At 51.9% G+C, this 19650-nt stretch carries 12 protein-coding genes and 1 pseudogene; 3 read left to right on the top strand and 10 right to left on the bottom strand.

What is annotated here, in order from left to right:
• Positions 1-20 precede the first annotated feature (20 nt).
• The gene (locus tag ATY27_RS09285; protein ID WP_208933242.1) at positions 21-3023 is read right to left on the bottom strand and encodes a TonB-dependent receptor; all 3003 of its coding nucleotides are present in this window, start codon (positions 3021-3023) and stop codon (positions 21-23) included.
• A 294-nt stretch (positions 3024-3317) separates the two neighbouring features.
• Here ATY27_RS09285 and ATY27_RS09280 point away from each other — a divergent pair, with 294 nt between their 5' ends.
• Entirely contained in the window at positions 3318-3545 is a 228-nt protein-coding gene (locus ATY27_RS09280) for a DUF2789 family protein (RefSeq protein ID WP_208933240.1), read from the top strand.
• 8 nt (positions 3546-3553) lie between these two features.
• Here the strand turns inward: ATY27_RS09280 and ATY27_RS09275 are convergent, their stop codons facing one another.
• On the bottom strand, positions 3554-4873 hold the full coding sequence (locus tag ATY27_RS09275; protein WP_208933238.1) for a hypothetical protein: 1320 nt from the start codon (positions 4871-4873) through the stop codon (positions 3554-3556).
• 223 nt (positions 4874-5096) lie between these two features.
• Between ATY27_RS09275 and ATY27_RS09270 the strand changes: the two genes are divergently transcribed.
• On the top strand, positions 5097-7139 hold the full coding sequence (locus tag ATY27_RS09270) for a diguanylate cyclase (protein ID WP_208933236.1): 2043 nt from the start codon (positions 5097-5099) through the stop codon (positions 7137-7139).
• Between the two features lie 20 nt (positions 7140-7159).
• On the opposite strand, the gene ATY27_RS09265 is transcribed toward ATY27_RS09270, so the two are convergent.
• Complete coding sequence (locus ATY27_RS09265; RefSeq protein WP_208933235.1) at positions 7160-7921, bottom strand: transporter substrate-binding domain-containing protein; 762 nt, start codon at positions 7919-7921, stop codon at positions 7160-7162.
• 102 nt (positions 7922-8023) lie between these two features.
• Here ATY27_RS09265 and ATY27_RS09260 point away from each other — a divergent pair, with 102 nt between their 5' ends.
• Entirely contained in the window at positions 8024-8761 is a 738-nt protein-coding gene (locus tag ATY27_RS09260; protein WP_244151421.1) for an outer membrane protein OmpK, read from the top strand.
• A 60-nt stretch (positions 8762-8821) separates the two neighbouring features.
• Here the strand turns inward: ATY27_RS09260 and tdh are convergent, their stop codons facing one another.
• The 7 genes and pseudogenes from tdh to ATY27_RS09225 all read right to left on the bottom strand — a co-directional run bounded on the left by tdh (position 8822) and on the right by ATY27_RS09225 (position 19539).
• The gene (tdh, locus tag ATY27_RS09255; protein WP_208933233.1) at positions 8822-9847 is read right to left on the bottom strand and encodes an L-threonine 3-dehydrogenase; all 1026 of its coding nucleotides are present in this window, start codon (positions 9845-9847) and stop codon (positions 8822-8824) included.
• 9 nt (positions 9848-9856) lie between these two features.
• Positions 9857-11053 carry a glycine C-acetyltransferase gene (locus ATY27_RS09250; RefSeq protein ID WP_208933231.1) on the bottom strand — a complete coding sequence of 399 codons (1197 nt, stop codon included), beginning with the start codon at positions 11051-11053 and terminating at the stop codon, positions 9857-9859.
• A 369-nt stretch (positions 11054-11422) separates the two neighbouring features.
• Positions 11423-12835: a dihydrolipoyl dehydrogenase gene (lpdA, locus tag ATY27_RS09245; protein ID WP_208933229.1), complete on the bottom strand. Its 1413-nt coding sequence runs from the start codon at positions 12833-12835 to the stop codon at positions 11423-11425.
• A 220-nt stretch (positions 12836-13055) separates the two neighbouring features.
• Positions 13056-14687 carry a pyruvate dehydrogenase complex dihydrolipoyllysine-residue acetyltransferase gene (aceF, locus tag ATY27_RS09240; RefSeq protein ID WP_208933228.1) on the bottom strand — a complete coding sequence of 544 codons (1632 nt, stop codon included), beginning with the start codon at positions 14685-14687 and terminating at the stop codon, positions 13056-13058.
• Positions 14688-14698: 11 nt separating this feature from the next.
• The gene (gene aceE / locus ATY27_RS09235) at positions 14699-17365 is read right to left on the bottom strand and encodes a pyruvate dehydrogenase (acetyl-transferring), homodimeric type (RefSeq protein WP_208933227.1); all 2667 of its coding nucleotides are present in this window, start codon (positions 17363-17365) and stop codon (positions 14699-14701) included.
• Positions 17366-17427: 62 nt separating this feature from the next.
• Entirely contained in the window at positions 17428-18189 is a 762-nt protein-coding gene (gene pdhR, locus ATY27_RS09230; RefSeq protein ID WP_208933226.1) for a pyruvate dehydrogenase complex transcriptional repressor PdhR, read from the bottom strand.
• A gap of 502 nt (positions 18190-18691) precedes the next feature.
• Positions 18692-19539 (bottom strand): annotated as a pseudogene (locus ATY27_RS09225) (IS1182 family transposase).
• Between the last annotated feature and the right edge of the window lie 111 nt (positions 19540-19650).

The raw sequence follows: 19650 nt of genomic DNA, 5'->3' as shown, positions 1-19650 counted from the left end.
AGTTCCGGGCTTTTCAGCTATCAGAACTTATAACGCAATACCACTTCAGCATATCTTGGCGCCTGGAAATCCGTCGGTGTCATGAAATTCAGGTTCGGACGGGTTTCAGTGCGGCCATAATCGCCGGTCTCGTTGTATTTCGTTACAGTGGAGCTGTTCAGCAGATTTTGCACGTTCAGCTGTGCTTCCAGCTGGTCATTGGCCCAGGATGGAATGTAACGCAGTGACAGACCCAGATCTTTGGTCCATGGTGTCCGGCCAAACTGACCGCGGGTTGTGGCTTTGGCTTCGCCATTTGCATCAACACAGTAGAACGCCGATGCAGAGTAGTTGCCAAGGTTAGATTGATCCACACCCAGACCATCCAGCGGTACATAACCATTACAGTTCACTGGGCGGCCGGATGTGACGTTCAGGGTGGCAGAAATCATCAGTTCGTCGGTCAGATCAAAACCACCGAACAATTTCAGCGCATGACGACGATCATTAGGCAGATAACCTTCTGTGTTCGTCATAAAACGTTCGTGGTCGAAGTCCTGGGTCAAACCGGCATCGTCTTGTTCCAGCGTCGAGTTAACATAACCTTCGGCGTTGCCTTTGCTGAAAGACAACAGATAAGACGCCTGCAGATACCAGCCATCACGTTTGGCACGGCCTAAGGTGAATTCCAGACCTTGATACTCACGTTTGTATTCCGGCAGTTTCAGGTAGCTGTTTGGTACAGTCGAATCCACCAACACGCCGTCACCGGCCACATCGATCATCATTTGCAGGTCTTTGCCCGGATTCATGATGATACAGTGCGCCAGCGAATGGTAGTCGAAGTCTTTGTAACCTTTGTCTTTTGCCCAATCGACAAAAGGCTGCGCCGAGCAATAGTCATCCATACCATCGCCAACCTGACGATTGATGTACTTCACACCACCAGTCCATTCGTCGTTCAACTCTGCCTGGTAACCGAGGATCAGTTCATCCTGATACATCGGGCTCAGGTTAGACGCCGCAATAGTCGCCGGATTCGCTGCACTACGATCCGCCGGGATAAATTTACCAATCTCCGGCCCTAACTTAACCGGCGCGCCGGTTTTCGCATCTTCAGCACCAGTGTGCAGCCAGTAACGGGTGTCAAACCACTCGACACCGGCAGCCCGGATATTGGTGTTGGCGGCAACCGGAATGTAATAACGACCCAGGGTACCAAACACTTTCTGGCTGGAATCCCCCGCCAGGTCATAGGTAAAGCCAAGCCGTGGAGCGACGTTATTTTTCGCTTCGACAAAGTTCACGCCATCGGCGTTGGTGTTTTCAAAACCTTCCAGACGCAGACCACCGTAAATCAGCCACTGCTCAGTCAGCTGCCAGCTGTCTTCCAGATAAAACGCGCTGTTTTGTACCGTATATTTGGCCGATGCCGTGCCGCGGTCCCAGGTCCGGATATATTCGGTATTGGCCGGCAGTTTCACCAGGTTTACTGTGCCGCCATTCGCACCGGTTTTGTAATATCGGTAGTAATAGTTGTTGTGACCTACGCCGGTCTGCAATTTACCGGCAACGCCAGACTCCCACTCATCCATGTCGATACCGGCACGCAGCGTATGGTCGCCAAAGCGATATTCAGCGTCCAGACGGAACGCAACGCGCTGGTCGGTATTCGGTCCGAAGTTCGGGTCACGGATATCGACCTGCTGGGTATTCCAGCAACCTTTATAATCCAGCGCCGGATTAGTGCGGCCGTCCCAAACCCGCGGACATTCCCAGCCGTCCAGTTGATCTGGGGTATCAAAAATTTCCGCATACAGACGACCCACAGTTGCAGACAGCGTGAAATCGTCGGTGATGATGCCCGTGTACTTCCCAATCAGCAGATTACCACCGTCATTACGCTGCCGGTCAGCCAGGATGTCAGTACCGTGGTGGCCGCTAAAAGCTTCAGCTTCTGGCTTCTCGTAATCCACCTGATGCACTTTGCGTTTGTTCAGCAGGCCGGTAAATTCAAACAGGTGGTTTTCTGTGATATGCCAGTCGAGTTTTAACAGACCACGAGGTGATGTTGTGTCTTCAGCCATGGTGATGCGGCCACTGTTGTGTGTCGCCGGCTGATAGTCATGCCATTCATTGTCCACCAGTTCGATGGCGGAATAGATAAAGAGTTTGTCTTCCAGCAGCGGACCACCGCCCTGCAACACATAGTTACGGGTATCAGTGGTATCCGCAGAGCGGTAAGCCTGGTATTTTTTGGTACCCGGATCGATGGAAACTGCATCACGGGCCGACGCACGCCAGGAACTTGGCGCCAGATAAGCAGAAGCGCCAAACTCCCACTCGTTGCTGCCTTTTTTACTGACCACGTTAATGACGCCGCCTAAAGATCGGCCATATTCCGCGCCATAACCACCGGTTTTGATCTGCTGCTGACTGATCGCTTCAAATGGCAGTGTGGCAAAACCAAGCAAAGTCCTGGCGTTGGTGATGTCAAAACCATTCAGGTAATAACCGTTTTCCGCGACAGACGCGCCACCAATGGCCGCATAAAAACCATCTTTTTTATCACCAAAGCCGGTGTCACCAGCCACGGTCCCTGGCGCCAGCAGAGCAACGGATGTCAGGTTGCGCGGTACCGGTAAGCTGGACAATTCGTCGGCACTGAATACGGTGGTAGATTCAACAGAGGATGTGTCGATGGCCGCAATACGCTGACCGACCACGTTGATGACTTCGGTATTGTCGCCACCAAAGGCGACATTGGTACCAGTGCCGATATTAACATTTACGTCAAATTTCTCACCACTGCTGCTGACCTGGTATTTGCCGACAGGTAAAGCAACAAAGCGATAGCGACCGTTGGCATCTGCCGTGACCTGCCGTTTTAAGCCCGTTTGCGGACTGACCAGCGTGATAGTGCTGCCCGCTTTGGCCTGGCCATAAATAGAACCGGACGAGTTATCCGCCCAAACCGGTGTATGCATGCCGTACACAGCCGCAAACGCCAGTGCCAGTTTATTCAGATAGTTTTTATGTTTCATGTTATTTCCCACAGACTTCCCGAAGGGCAAGTCATTTTTTTTATTAAAATCAGAGGTGTAACTAGGAAGTACTCACTAAAACTGTTTGAAGCAGTTGCAATGTCACAATCCCATCTTAATTTGTTACATAAAATTACATTTATATCAAATTTAAATTTATATTTGATTAACGTTGTTTTGTTTTTTCTAATACATGGAAATTGCAATTAATTCTTGAATAAAGCGAAGTACAGGCGGATGTTGGTCAGAGCGACTATGCTGAAAAAGAGTTGAACTGCACCAAGGAGGTAGATCATGGATACCAGTAAACACAATTTGTATACCCTGTTCGACCAGCTGGGGTTGCCCAGTGACGATGCCAGTATTGAACGTTTCGCCCGGCACTACCGGCTCAGTGAAGGCCAAAGTCTGTATCAGGCGGAGTTCTGGACGCCGGCACAGGCAAGTTTTCTGCGCGACGCCTTTCATCAGGATGCGGAATGGTCAGATGCGCTGGATCAGCTCAATGGTCTGATGCGCTAGAGCGTGGATCAGGGCTTAATCTGATAAAGTGGCAATGCGTTTAACCGACGATCGATTTCGGCGACCATCTGTTGATAGACCGCCGAATCGATCGACTGATATTGCTGTTCAAACATGGCTTGCGGCAAACCTTCGGGCAAGCGGCTTTTATTCGGAAATAATTCCTGTTCGGTCCGATCCTGCAGCGTGAAGAATTGCTGCACCGCACGGGCCGATTGCGCTGAGGCGACGGCCAAACGGGCAAAACGGATGCCGGCACGGTCAGCCAGCAAGTCAACAAAACTAAATCCACTACCGCCATTGAGTGAATCCAGTAATTCTTTTGCTTCACCAACTGCGGATGACAACCGTTGATTACCCAGCACATGTAAGCTGGCAGAATAAACAAAATGCTGTTGTAAATCCGGTCGGCGCGCCAACGTCACCCGCGGCGGTTTGCCTTGCGGATTGGTTTTTACTTCATTGACCAGCAGCTGCAGATTTCGTCCGCCGAGCAGCTGTGCCAGGGCCAGGATCACCGCCTGATTTTCCCGCACCGCCTGTTCCGGCGCATCTTTGCTGCGCCGATCGGCTTCACGCATCAGCACTTGCAGATAACTAATCAGACTATGCGACGGCTGCGTTGTGGCCTGTTGTTGACTGTGGGCCAGCGCCAGCGCGTAATAATGTTCAATCAGCGCTGTTTGTTGGTCGGAGCCGAACCATTGCTTATACAGACTGACACCAGATGATTTCAGCTGGCTGAGACTAAACCCCTCTGACTTACTGAGTTCAACCTTGACCGCATCCTGCTGCACTGTCACTGAACGTACTTTTGCCAGTAACGCAGCGCCTTCGCCAGGACCCCACAGTTGATCAGCCACCCAGCCCAGCAGGCCCAGCGCCATATCTCCTGGCAACGTCAGCCGGCCAAGTTGTACCTGCCGCACCTGCAAAGGTCCGGCTGAGGGTTCAATCTGAATATCTGCATTGATATAAAGCCGGTAGGACAACAAGTCCAGCGGCATCGTCATCAGAATGGTCAGGCCGGCCGGATTAATCTGAGTTTTGCCCTGAAAGCCCGGTAAGGTGCGGCTTGCCAGCGCGAAGGCCGCATTGAGTTCGTCAGCGTTGGTTTGAATAACCAGTTGTTGGCCCGGGTCGCGCATCGACTGATTCAGGTTGTTGAATAACTGCTGGCTGTTACGCACTGCAGCCGCATTCAGCTGCCCCGTCTCACTGAGCAATGGCGTGCGTTGCAGCAATAACACCGCCAGCAATGCCAGCACTGTGGCAAGCAACAGCAGTAAAGTCAGGATCTGACGGAAAAGATGCTGGACAGCCTGCATCAATCAACCTCAAGTGGCGCAAAGGCCATTATCTTAACAGAAGGATTTGCCGTGGCGCGACGATTTCTGCCGCAGTCTGGTTTGTAACTAAATATTCTGCTAAACAGACACTTGCTACTACCGCTTCGCCTGCTTTTCTGGCTAAGATAACAGCACTATCGCAGATGCGAAGCGCCCGTGCCAGGCGCCATTACAACGACAATAAATTCGCTGAGGAGTTCGTTTGAACCGATTTAACTCTATCGTCGGCCGTGGTCTGCTTGTCCTTGGATTTCTGCTCTGCACCGTTCGCGCAGACCCGCTGGACACACAACTGGACCAGTTCCTGCAGTTGACGAATGAGCAGCCGGCACAGGCGTCTGCATTAATCCAGAGCCTCGAAGCACAACTGACGCCGGATACCGCAGCGCTGACCCGCGCCCGGCTTTGGTCCTATTTGGGTGGCGATTTTCGCGACAAACAAGATTTTACCAAAGCCCAGCATTACATTGATCTCAGCCTGGAGCTGGCTGAGCAAGTACAAAGCGACGATATCCGTGCCGAAGCGCTGACTGACCAACTGTCGCTGTATCGTGCAGAAAATAAACCGGGCAAAGCCCGCGCACTGGTCAGCCAACTGCAGGAAACGCTGGCCAGCGCCAATCTGGAACGCATCCGCTATTACGCGGCCAATACGCTGGGTAATTTCCTGCAGGCGGAAGATCAATACGAACAAGCACTGCAGGCTTATTATCAGGCATTTCATGCTATTGAAAACTCGACAGATCCGCGGACTGCTGTGCGTAAAATCTATCTACAGGGTGCTATTGCCGGCCTGAATACAGTCCTGGCGCAGTATTCAAAAGCCGACGAATTGCTGCAAATCGCGATTAAACAGGCTCTGGCACAACCAGAACTGAATTTTATGCTGCCGGATCTGTACCTGCAGCTCGGCGTCAATTACGCATCCCAGCAACTAAATGCCGAGGCGGAACAGGCCAATCAACAAGGACTGCAGTGGGCACGTAAACTAAACAACAATTTTTCCGTTACCACGCTGCTCAATAACCTCGGCGACCTGCGGCTGAAACAAGGGCAATATGCTGAGGCTGTGCCGCTGTTTGTCGAAGCGAAACAACTGGCGGAACAACAACATTACGACGCCATGACGCTGACCGCTGAATTTAATCTCGGTTATATCAAAGTGTTGCAAGGCAACTATGCCGAAGGTCTAACGCAAATGGCCGCCATGGTTGCTAAGGCTCGCGAACTGCAACTGGCGGATACTGAATTACTGAGTTATGTCGGAGAGTTGGCAGATGCCTACGGCACCGCGAAGGCCCATGCTGACGAAGCCCGTTTACTGCGCGAGTACAATGCGCTCAGTCAGAACATTTTTAAAACCGACCGGGACCAGGAAATAAGCGCCTTGCAGGAAGCCTTTTCTGCCAAAGAAAAAGCTAAACAAATTGAAAGCCTGCAGCAACAAAACCAACTGAAATCGGCTGAAATAGCCCAAACGCAATTACAGCAACGGGTGATGTTTTTATTTGGTCTGGTCGTATTACTGGTAACCATCTTGTTATATCTGCTGTACCGCAAGGTCCGTAATGCCAACCAGCTGTTACGGCATGCCAACGACCAGCTGGCATATAACTCGTTGCACGACCCGCTGACCGGTTTACTGAATCGCCGCTCTTTGCATGAATTTATGCAAAAACGCACTGAACAAGGTGAACGCCGGCAGTTGCCAACCGCCGACACTGATGGGTTTATCCTGCTGGATGTTGATTATTTTAAACATATTAATGACCATCACGGTCATGCTGCCGGCGATGTGGTGTTGATTGAAATCGGCCGCCGGCTGAAGCAACTGACGCGACAAGGCGACATGGTACTGCGCTGGGGCGGCGAAGAGTTTCTGATTGTACTGCGCAATCTGAACCAAACGGCCTTGACCAATTTCACCAACCGCGCCTTGCAGGTGATTGGCAGCGAACCTGTGATCTATCAGAATGTCAGTATTCAGGTAACCGCATCCGCCGGTTTCCTGACGCTGCCGTTTGCCGGCATTGACGAACATCAGCTGAACTGGGAAAAAGCACTCAAACTGGCGGATATGGCATTATATATGGGCAAAGTACATGGCCGTAACCGCGGTTATGGTCTGGTCGCGTTACACCGGCCTTATGAAGAGCTGCGGGCACAACTGGAAACTGACCTCAGTTTACCCATCGAACAAGGTCATCTGGAAATCACCCTGGTGCTCGGGCCACCGCAGGCCTGAAACATTTTTAGCTTGTGATGTTATGGCAGACAAGGCGGTGGTGAGGCAGCTTGTGCATTACCAAAATAACGCTCCTGTAACAGCGGATAAGCGGCAGATTGCTGAAACTGCTGTAACGCCTGATTAAATTTTACGGCCAGCCCCGCATCGCGAAACGCGGCCCGATACAATGTCGGCGTATATAAAGCGTGGACTTGCACCTGACTGGCATGGTCAGTTTTACTGTTGTAGTAATGGAAAATATTCATATCCATCACCACCACCTGCACCCGTTGTTTCTGCAACATGTCCACCTGTGTCCGTGGGTCCACTGTCTCGCGATAGCTGGGCGATGCCATAGCTATCCGCCGGTAGTCATCCGGTAACACCAACGTCGCATTCTGGAAAGCCAGGATCGACAGATTATCCAGGTCCAACAGACTATTCAGCACAAGCTGATTGGCAGCCAGCGTCACCGCCACATTTTGATAGCGGATATAAGGGCAGCTGTAGAAAATGTCAGCTACGTCCTGACCGGGCTTCTGCAGCGTGGCAATATCGCCAATCCCCTGCTGCAACAGCGTCAGAATGCGTTTGTTTGGAACATAGGTAAATTCTACTTGCTGCGCCATCCGTTGCGCGATTTCACGCAGCAATTCAATTTCATATCCGTCCGAGCTGTCGACCTGAATATAAGGCGGCTTATTCATCCCCACCAGCACCTGTAACGGTGTCGTGGACAAAGCGGACGGCACCGTCAATACACTGAAACAAATAAAGCAACTCTTGAGCAACAGGCGCATCGGCTTCACTCCGCAAACTCAGCTTCACTAAGCATAGCGGAGGAAATGGCGCCAACAACAATGCTGGCTATACTGCAAACACCTGATGTTGCGGAGTTGCAGATGAAAAGACTCAGAAAGTTTGCGCTGTTGTGGCTTTTCAGTAGTACTGTGATGCCGCAGCCTGCCTATGCGGAAGTGTTGTGGCAGGATTTCCGCCTGACTTATCTCAATGGCAGTAATTACCGGCTGGGCGACTCACAGCGTCAGGTACTGACGATTGAACATGCAGCCGCCACTTCCTGGGGCGACAGCTTTTTTTTCCTCGACCATATGAAATCCGGCAATGGTCAGCACAGCAATTATGCCGAACTGCAGCCCCGGTTTAGCCTCGGCAAAAACGGCTGGCAACTGGCACCCGGCGGGCTGATTAAAGATGTGTTGCTGGCGAGCCATATTGAGATGTCATCGCAACGCACCAACCTGCTGTATGGCGTAGGCTTTGATTTAGCGGTGCCCGGTCTGAAATTTACCCAGCTGAATTTTTACCGGCGTAATAATGAACAAGTTAACGATAACTGGCAGGCCACGCTGGTTTGGGGCGCACCGTTTCAAGTTGGCGGTCAGTCGTTTTTATACGATGGTTTTGTCGACTGGGCCAGCGGCAGCGTGGATCAGCACACCAACCTGAACTGGACGTCCCAACTGAAGTGGCTGGCAAGCTCGATGTGGCAAGGCAAAAGCCAGGTCTGGCTCGGCGTGGAGTACGTCTGGTGGCGCCATAAGTTTGGTGTCATTGACAGCCCATCGCTGCGCAGCCACGAGAATAATCTGAATCTGCTGTTGAAATGGCATTTCTAGAGGGCGCTTAATAACAACGCCGGCGCAAGGCCGGCGTTGGAAACATCGCAGTCGGATGGTCTACTCCCAGTTCAGCACGACTTTGCCGCTCTGACCCGAACACATAATGTCAAAGCCTTGCTGGAACTCAGCAACCGGCATTTCGTGGGTGACGATTGGCGTAAGGTCCAGACCAGATTGGATCAGACTTGCCATTTTGTACCAGGTCTCGAACATTTCGCGGCCATAAATACCTTTTATCACCAGGCCTTTAAAAATCACTTTGTTCCAATCCACCGCCATATCAGACGGCGGAATGCCTAACATCGCAATTTTGCCACCGTGGTTGATGGTGTCGAGCATCGAGCGGAATGCCGACGGCACACCGGACATCTCTAAACCGACATCAAAACCTTCGGTCATGCCCAACTCGGTCATCACATCAGTCAGATTTTGTTTGCTGACATCCACAGCGCGGGTCGCGCCCATCTTCAGCGCCAGTTCGAGCCGGAATGGGTTGACGTCAGTGATGACAATATGGCGGGCACCGACATGGCGCGCCACGGCCACCGCCATAATGCCAATCGGGCCGGCGCCGGTGATCAGCACATCTTCACCCACCAAATCAAACGACAAGGTTGTGTGGACAGCATTGCCGAACGGGTCAAAAATCGCGGCGATATTGTCCGGGATATTGTCCGGAATTTTAAAGGCGTTAAAGGCCGGGATCACCAGATATTCGGCAAAAGAACCTTGCCGGTTCACACCAACACCAATGGTGTTGCGGCACAGATGCACGCGACCGGCGCGGCAATTGCGGCAATGGCCACAAACTAAATGGCCTTCGCCTGACACGCGGTCACCCACGGAAAAACCGCGCACTTCTGAGCCCATACCAACCACGACACCGACGTATTCGTGGCCAACTACCATGCCGTGCGGAATGGTTTTTTGTGCCCAGTCGTCCCACTTGTAGATATGCACGTCAGTGCCACAAATCGCAGTCTTTTTAATTTTGATTAAAACGTCGTTAGGGCCGACTTCCGGCATTGGTACTTCGGTTTGCCAAATACCCGGTTCTGCTTTTAATTTCGCTAATGCTTTCATGTTGTTACCTTAAGCGATCACGCCCATGTCTTTACCGGTACGGATAAAAGCAGCAATGGCTTTATCCAGCTGCGCTTTGCTGTGTGCGGCCGAAATTTGCGTGCGAATGCGCGCCTGACCTTTTGGCACCACCGGGAACGAGAATCCAACCACATACACGCCTTGTTCCAGCATGCGACGGGCAAATTCACCGGCAACTTTCGCATCGCCCAACATCACCGGGATGATGGCGTGGTCTTTACCAGCCAGCGTGAAACCGGCAGCCGTCATCTGTTCACGGAAATAAGCGGCGTTATCCCAGAGTTTAGCTCTGAGCGCGTCGCCTTGCGCCAGTAAATCGAGCACTTTGATCGACGCTGTGACAATCGAAGGCGCCAGGCTGTTGGAGAATAAATACGGCCGCGAACGCTGTCTGAGCCATTCGATCACCTCTTTTTTCCCTGAGGTGTAACCGCCTGAGGCACCGCCTAAGGCTTTGCCAAGTGTCCCGGTGATGATGTCGACCCGGTCTAACACGTCGCAGTATTCATGGGTGCCACGGCCATTTTTGCCAACAAAACCAACGGCATGACTGTCATCGACCATCACCAGGGCATTGTATTTGTCGGCTAAATCACAAATCGATTTCAGGTCGGCAATGACGCCATCCATCGAGAACACACCATCGGTGGCGATCAGTTTAAAGCGTGCGCCATCGGCATCGGCTTGTTTTAACTGGGCTTCTAATTCTGCCATATCGTTATTGGCATAACGATACCGTTTGGCTTTACACAGCCGCACGCCGTCGATGATTGACGCATGGTTCAGTGCATCGGAGATCACCGCATCTTCGGCACCTAAAATGGTTTCAAACAAGCCGCCATTGGCGTCAAAGCAGCTGGAATACAAAATGGTGTCTTCAGTACCTAAAAACGCACTGATACGCGCTTCGAGGGTTTTGTGGATATCCTGAGTACCACAGATAAAACGCACTGAGGCGACACCAAAGCCGTGACTGTCGAGTCCTTGCTGCGCGGCAGCAATCAGTTCTGGCGAATTGGCGAGGCCAAGATAGTTATTGGCGCAGAAGTTTAACACCTGCTCGCCGTTGACGGTGACATCAGAAAATTGCTGCGACGTGATGATCCGTTCGCCTTTGTACAGGCCTTCGGCTTTCACATCGTCGATTTGTTGCTGGATATGGCCGAGGAACGCGGAATTGCGCATGGAGCCTCCTGTTGGGACATTGGTATTTATACCCTTCTTCTTTGCAGATTTGGCGTTGTTGGCTGCTTGCACGCACATAGGTCACTATGTCCGCACAGTCTGGTTTAATTGCCGCCTGGCCAAATTTGCAATGATTTTGGGTATATTATTATCGAAGGTATTCGAAATCATCATTTATTTTCGATAAATCACAATTGAATGCTTCTGCTTGGTTTGGCGCCGATTGTACCGCAAAGATTGGCATATCGCAGTGAAAATGCGGCTGGTCGGTGCACAGCAGGAACAGTTACAGCAGAATATGGAATCGGTCAGAGTCTCAAAAACAACTAAGGCCGCAGAGGCGGCCTTAGTCTTAGCGAAACAACAAAGTTATTTCTTTTTCGCTTTTGGATTTGGCAGGTCGGTGATTGAACCTTCGTACATCTCAGCCGCCAGACCGATTGATTCGTTCAGCGTTGGGTGGGCGTGGATAGTCAGTGCGATATCTTCAGCATCTGCGCCCATTTCGACCGCTAAACAAATCTCACCGAGCATTTCACCGGCATTGATACCGACAATAGCGCCACCGAGAATACGGTGCGTTTCTTTGTCGAAAATCAGCTTGGTGAAGCCTTCAGTGCGGGCTGAAGCGATAGCACGGCCAGAAGCTGCCCATGGGAAAGTCGCGGTTTCGATGGCAACGCCTTTCTCTTTGGCTTCTTTCTCGGTGATACCGACCCAGGCCATTTCCGGATCTGTGTAAGCCACAGATGGAATGCAACGCGGGTCGAAGAAGTGTTTCATGCCAGAAATCACTTCGGCGGCAACGTGGCCTTCGTGTACGGCTTTGTGCGCCAGCATTGGCTGACCAATCACGTCGCCGATGGCGAAAATGTGTGGCACGTTGGTGCGCAATTGTTTGTCGACGTTGATGAAACCACGTTCATCGACGTTCACGCCTGCTTTTGCTGCATCCAGCAGGCTGCCGTTTGGACGACGACCGACTGCGACCAGAATTTTGTCGTAACGAACCGGTGAAGCCGGTGCGTTTTTGCCTTCGAAGGTCACATACAGACCATCGGCTTTGGCTTCAACTGCCGTCACTTTGGTTGACAGCATCAGCGTATAATTGTCTTTGTTGTACTTGGTGTAGGCTTTCACCAGGTCCGCATCTGCCGCCGGAACCAGCTGGTCGGCAAATTCAACCACAGACACTTTAGAGCCTAAAGCGCGGTACACAGTACCCATTTCCAGACCGATGATACCGCCGCCTAATACCAGCATTTCGCCCGGAATGTCTTTTAATTCCAGTGCGCCAGTAGAATCGATGACACGTGGGTCATCTTTTGGAATGAATGGCAGTGCAACTGGCTCAGAACCGGCAGCAATGATGGCGCTGTCAAAAGTGATGGTGGTATCACCAACAACCAGTGTGTTCGGGCCAGTGAATTTACCGTAGCCATTCACCACTTTGACTTTACGCATTTTAGCCATGCCGTTCAGACCGTTGGTCAGCTGACCTACGACTTTGTCTTTCCAGGCACGGATTTTATCTAAATCGATTTGTGGTGCGCCGAAGGTCACACCGTGAGATGCCATATCGCGGGCGTCATCAATGACTTTGGCAACGTGTAATAAGGCTTTAGACGGGATACAGCCAACATTTAAGCAGACACCGCCAAGGGTGCTGCGGGCTTCAACTAAGGTCACTTCCAGACCTAAATCGGCTGCACGGAATGCAGCTGAATAACCACCAGGGCCAGCGCCCAGCACTACTACCTGAGTTTTGATTTCGTTGCTCATTGTTTTACCTTGCTATTTTAGCTTGCAATTTTACTTGCTTCGGGCTCGTAGGTTGCCACGGCAGCGCCGGTGGCACAGCGTAAAAGTTGGCGGATTTTAGCACCCTGCCTGAAAGATGTCCCGTAACTTTTCAGCCACATCAACATCAGCAACAACAACATCAGACGGGGGGCTGTTGCGACCGCAACAACAGCGGCAGCCTTAGCTGCCGCTTACTGCTTTACATAATAATCTGACGAATATCAGCCAGATAAGATGCCAGCGTTGCGGTGAAACGCGCCGCTAAAGCACCATCGATCACGCGGTGATCGTAAGACACCGACAACGGCACCATCAGGCGTGGCTGGAAGGCTTTACCATCCCATTTCGGCTTGATATCCGATTTCGACACGCCGAGGATCGCCACTTCCGGTGCATTGACGATAGGCGTAAACGCCGTGCCGCCGATACCGCCGAGGCTGGAGATGGTGAAACAACCACCCTGCATATCCGCCGCCGTCAGTTTGCCTTCGCGTGCTTTAACCGAAATTTCCTGCAGCTCGCGTGACAATTCAATAATGCCTTTTTTATTGACGTCACGAACCACCGGCACCACTAAGCCATTTGGCGTATCGACCGCAATGCCTAAGTGCACGTATTTCTTCAGAATCAAACTTGCGCCATCTTCTGACAAAGAGCTGTTAAAGGTCGGGAATTCTTCCAGCGCCTTCGCTGCGGCTTTCATGATAAACACCAGCGGGGTGTATTTGACGCCGAGTTTTTTCTTCTCTGCCAGACTGTTCTGATCTTTACGGAATTCTTCCAGATCAGTGATGTCAGCTTCGTCAAACTGGGTCACATGCGGAATGCGCACCCAGTTACGGTGTAAGTTAGCACCAGACAACTTCTGAATACGCGACAGTGGTTTTTCTTCCACTGCACCGAACTTGCTGAAATCCACTTTTGGCCAAGGGATCAGGTCAAAACCAACACTGTTGCCACTGCTGGTCACACTGCCTTTGCCTGATGCGACCTGAGCAATAATGTTTTTCACATAATTTTGTACGTCTTCGCGCTGCACCCGGCCTTTGCGTGCTGTACCTGTCACTTTAGACAAATCAACACCAAATTCCCGGGCTAAGCGACGTACCACTGGTGATGCATGGGCAAACGCGGCGCTTTCTGTTACTACACTGTCAGCCACAGCTGCGGCTGGCGCAGGGCTTGCCGGCGCAGATGCTGCTGGAGCTGGGGTCGCGGCAACTGGGGCTGCAACAGGAGCTGCTGGCGCTGCTGCTGCAACTGATGCTGGCGCTGCCGCGCCGGTCGAAAATACAAAGACTAACGAACCGGTTTGTACCTTGTCGCCAACTTTGACTTTGACTTCGGTCACAGTACCAGCGAAAGGTGCCGGCACTTCCATCGCCGCTTTGTCGCCTTCGACTGATAACAGGGATTGTTCTGCTTTAACCACGTCGCCGACTTTGACCAGTACTTCAGTGACTTCAACCGCATCACCACCGATATCCGGTACTTTGACTTCTTTGCTTTCGGTAACCGCTGCGACAACCGGCGCTGCCGCAACAGGTGCTGCAGCTACTGGCGCAGCAACAGGAGCTGGAGCGGCAACTGGTACCGAATTGGCACCGGCAAATACCATAATCAGCGAACCGGTCTTAACTTTATCACCGGCTTTTACCCGAATTTCCTGCACCACACCGGCCTGCGCGGCCGGCACTTCCATCGAGGCTTTATCGCCTTCAACTGACAGCAGCGACTGGTCGACACTGACGCTATCGCCGACTTTCACCAGAATTTCGGTGACTTCCACTTCATCCGCGCCGATATCCGGCACAAAAATTTCGATTGTCATTGCCATTCCTCTTATGCGAACAGTGGGTTCGGCTTGTTGGTGTCGATGCCAAAGCGCACGATCGCATCCGCCACCAGTTGTTTGTCGATAGTGCCTTGTTTTGCCAGCTCACGCAGCGCAGCCAGCACCACGTAACCGGCATTCACTTCAAAGTGACGGCGCAGGTTTTCGCGGCTGTCTGAGCGGCCAAAACCGTCGGTACCCAGCACTTTGTACGACACTGCCGGCACAAAAGCACGGACCTGGTCGACATAGTTTTTGATGTAGTCGGTTGCAGCAATCGCAGGCTCTTTGCCCATGACCTGAGCAATGTACGGCACTTTTTCTGCTTCGCTTGGGTGCAGCATATTGTGACGTTCACAGTCCTGACCATCACGGGCCAGTTCATTAAACGAGGTCACTGAATACACGTCTGAAGCGATGCCGTATTCTTCTGACAGGATCTCAGCAGCACGGCGCACTTCATTCAGGATGGTGCCTGAACCCAGTAACTGCACTTTGCCTTTGTTGCCGGTCAGCGTTTCCAGCTTGTAAATACCACGACGAATACCTTCTTCAGCACCTTGTGGCATTGCCGGGTGATGATAGTTTTCATTCATCACCGTGATGTAGTAGTAGACGTTTTCTTGCGCCGGGCCATACATGCGGCGGATACCGTCCTGCATGATCACAGCCAGCTCGTAAGCGTAAGTCGGATCATAAGAGATACAGTTTGGCACTGTGCCGGCCAGGATATGGCTGTGACCATCTTCGTGCTGTAAGCCTTCACCGTTTAACGTGGTGCGGCCAGCAGTAGCGCCTAACAGGAAACCACGGGCTTGTTGATCGCCCGCCAACCAGGCCATATCACCGACACGCTGGAAGCCAAACATCGAGTAATAAATGTAGAACGGGATCATCGGCAGATCGTTGGTGCTGTATGACGTTGCCGCAGCTACCCAGGATGCCATCGCGCCCAGTTCGTTGATACCTTCCTGTAACACCTGGCCAGATGTTTCTTCTTTGTAATACGACACAATAGCGCGGTCTTCCGGCGTATAGGTCTGGCCGTGCGGGTTATAAATACCGATTTGGCGGAATAACCCTTCCATACCAAAGGTACGGGCTTCGTCGGCAATAATCGGCACAATTTGCTGGCCGATATTCGGATCTTTTAACAGAATGTTCAGACCACGGACAAAGGCCATCGTCGTCGAAATCTCACGTTTTTGCTCTTCCAGCAGGCCTTCAAACACTGGCAATTCTGGCAGCGTCAGTGGCTTGGTGAAGTTCGGTAAACGCACCGGCGTGTAACCGTTTAATGCATCGCGGCGGGCATGCAAATACTGATGCTCAGGCGAACCTTCCGGCAGCGTCAGGTACGGCAGGCTGTATACATCCTCTTCAGACAGATATTCTTCCAGATTCAGACGTTTACGGATCTGCAGCACATGCGTCATATCCATTTTCTTCACCTGGTGGGCGATGTTTTTGCCTTCAGCGGCTTCACCCATGCCATAACCTTTGATGGTTTTGGCCAGAATCACGGTCGGACGACCTTTTGTCTCTTGCGCCGCTTTAAAGGCAGCATAAAGTTTAGACGGCTCATGGCCCCCGCGTTTTAATGCGAAGATTTCTTCGTCAGTCATATCGGCTACTAATGCCGCGGTTTCCGGGTAACGGCCGAAGAAATGCTGACGCACGTATGCGCCGTCTTTGGCTTTATAAGTCTGATAATCACCATCGATGGTTTCATTCATCAGCTGCAGCAGCTTGCCGGTGGTGTCTTTGGCCAGCAGCTTGTCCCAGCCACTGCCCCATACCACTTTGATCACGTTCCAGCCGGCGCCACGGAATAAACCTTCCAGTTCCTGGATGATTTTGCCGTTGCCCATCACCGGGCCGTCTAAACGCTGCAGGTTACAGTTGACGAGGAAACACAGGTTATCCAGTTTTTCCCGCGCGGCGAACGACAGCGATCCCCGGCTTTCCGGCTCGTCCATCTCACCGTCACCGAGGAAGGCGTACACGCGTTGTGCACTGGTGTCTTTCATGCCACGGCCGTGCAAGTACTTCAGGAAACGCGCCTGATAAATCGACGTGATTGGGCCTAAGCCCATCGATACGGTCGGGAACTGCCAGAACTCCGGCATCAGTTTCGGGTGTGGGTAAGACGATAAACCTTCACCACCGACTTCCTGACGGAAGTTGTCCAGCTGATCTGCCGTTAAGCGGCCTTCAACAAAAGCACGGGCATAAATCCCCGGTGAAATGTGGCCTTGGTAATACACCAGATCGCCGCCGTCTTTTTCGTTCGGCGCACGGAAGAAGTGGTTAAAACAGGTTTCGTAAAACGCGGCAGCGGACTGATAAGACGCCATGTGGCCACCCAGTTCCAGCTCTTTTTTCGAGGCGCGCAGCACGATCATGATGGCGTTCCAGCGGATCACCGAGCGGATCTTTTTCTCCAGATTCACATCGCCCGGATAAGCCGGTTCCTGCTGCGGCGGAATAGTGTTGATATAGTTGGTGGTGATGCCGGTTGGCATGTCCACACCTTCCAGCCGCGCCTGTTCCAGCACCTGCTCGAGCAGGAATTGCGCCCGCTCCACACCTTCGGTGCGTACTACGGATTCCAGCGCTTCCAACCACTCCTGGGTTTCGAGCACGTCGACGTCAACCTTATTGACTTCAGACATATCAATTTTCCTTTCAAACCGTCCTGCCGCGCAGGACCTCAATGTTATTGTTCTGCTAGCGCTTAGTTCTGTTGCGAACGACGCAGCGAGCGTTCAAGTCGTGAGCGTTCCCGGTCGGCTTCCAGCAAAGCCTCTTCAATAAAGGCCAGATGGCTGTTGCTGGCTTGCCGGGCTTGTTCCGGCTCACCATTGATCACCGCTTCCATTAACCGTTGCCGATGTGAATTCAGCTGGCCCACAATGCCGTCCTTCTGCTGCAGAATTTCCAGGTTCAACCGGATATTCTGCTCCACCAGCGGCGTTAAGCCGCGCACCAGATGCAAAAGCACCACATTATGGGATGCTTCTGCCACTGCTGAATAAAACCGTCCAACCGCTGCAGCTTCAGCATTAATATCTTGCTGCTGCTGGGCCAGACAGATGTCGTCGTAGCGTTGTTTAATCTGCCCGTAGTCGTTGGCAGTGCCACGCAGCGCCGCGTAATAAGCACAGATGCCTTCTAAGGCGTGACGAAACTCCAGTAAATCAAATTGTGATTCGGGATGACGGCCAATCAGTTCAAATAACGGATCAGTGAGGCCACCGACCAAAGTGTCGCAAACAAAAGTGCCGCCGCCTTGTTTGCGGCTAACCAGGCCTTTAGCTTCGAGCTTTTGCAAAGCCTCCCGCACTGATGGCCGCGACACTTCAAATTGTTCGGCCAGTTCACGTTCGGTCGGTAATTTCTGGCCAGGCGCAAAGCTGCCTTCGAGCAACATTTGCTCCAGCTGTCCGACGATTTGATCCGACAATTTCGCCGGTTTAATTTTGAGTGCGTTTTTCATGGCTTCAACAGCGTAGCAAAGCCGCGCTGTTTGTCATTCCTGTCCAGGGCTGTTGTTATTGTCGGCGCTTTGACTGTCACGCCGTGTAAATTGGTAAGACCATTTTACTTTATTGCGCATCAAGTTAGCAGAAAAGGCTCAGGCTGTAAATCAGTCAACGCCAAGCTGGTTGAATTTCGCCCATAAAACTTAGAGCTTAAACTCTAGAAAATCGATCGGCAGGTCAGAAAACTTAATTGGTCAGACCATTAAAGGTAAACAGTGCTAACGTCCGCACTTCCCGCAGATCGCGGAGCGATGGATGCAATAAAAAAACGCCACAGTGTGGCGTCAGATTAATGACAAACCCCAGTTTTCTGGGGTTTGTGCTTTTCAGGAGTGGTGCATTCTCCGTCAGTGGTCATGGCTTAATAATGAGTTGTGGGTTGTTGAATTTGATTGGGCTGGTGTTGAATGAGCCGGCATTTGGCTTGGTTGATAGGGATTTAGGCTTGAGACTGGCTCAGGCGGCCAGCAGTAACGCCATTTTCTTGATGTTTTGCGCAGCACCCGCCAGCAGACATTGCATCTGGACTTTTTCCAGCCCTCTGAAGCGGGCATAGCGGTGGCCGTGGTGTTGTTTGGCGTCCGCGAAGCTACGCTCTACTGTTTCTTTGCGCCTTTTGTAAATCTTCTTGCCCCATGMGCTTAACCGGGTTTCATTGGCTGCCTCTTTGGCCGTTTCAAATACGTGTCGGGTCAATACTTTGGTGTGATTCTCACTTTTCGTGCAGCGGCTGCGGATAGGACAATCTTTGCATTTGTTGCGGTCGGATTTGTACTCACGATACCCGGCACGATTGGTGGTGCTGTACTGCAGCAGTTCGCCTTGCGGGCANTATTCTTATTGGCACTGGCTTTTAAGTGCGTGCTGTCGGTGTAAAGCACGCGGCCGCCAATCAACCTTTTGGCAATGGCCTGCTCAACAATCCGGTCGAAGACCCGTTGGAACACATCAGTCCCGTTGAAACGGCGAATACGGTTCTGACTGAGTGTTGAAGCGTCCGGTACTTTATCGGTCAGCGACAAACGCAAAAACCAGCGATAGGCCACATTGACCTCAATCTCCTGCATCAGCCGGCGCTCACTGGGCACGCCAAACAAATAACCAAGTAGCATGATTTTAAACAACATCACCGGGTCAATCGCTGGGCGGCCATTGTCTTTACAATACAAATCAGCGACTTCAGCACGGATAAATTCAAAATCTATGGTGGTATCGATTTTACGAACCAGATGGTTTTGTGGCACCAGCTGTTCCAGTGTCACCATTTCAAGCTGATGTTGTTGCGGGGAGATATCTCTGAGCATGAGGGCAGCTCCTGTTTGGACTCCCTCTATTAGATCAAAGGCCTGGATCTACGTCCAGGCCTTTGTCAGCAGTCTGACGCCACAGTGTGGCGTTTTTTTACAATAGGTTGC

The sequence above is a fragment of the Rheinheimera sp. F8 genome (assembly GCF_001518915.1).
Note: the sequence above shows the minus strand (reverse complement) of the source record. Positions and strands in the feature narration are given on the sequence as shown.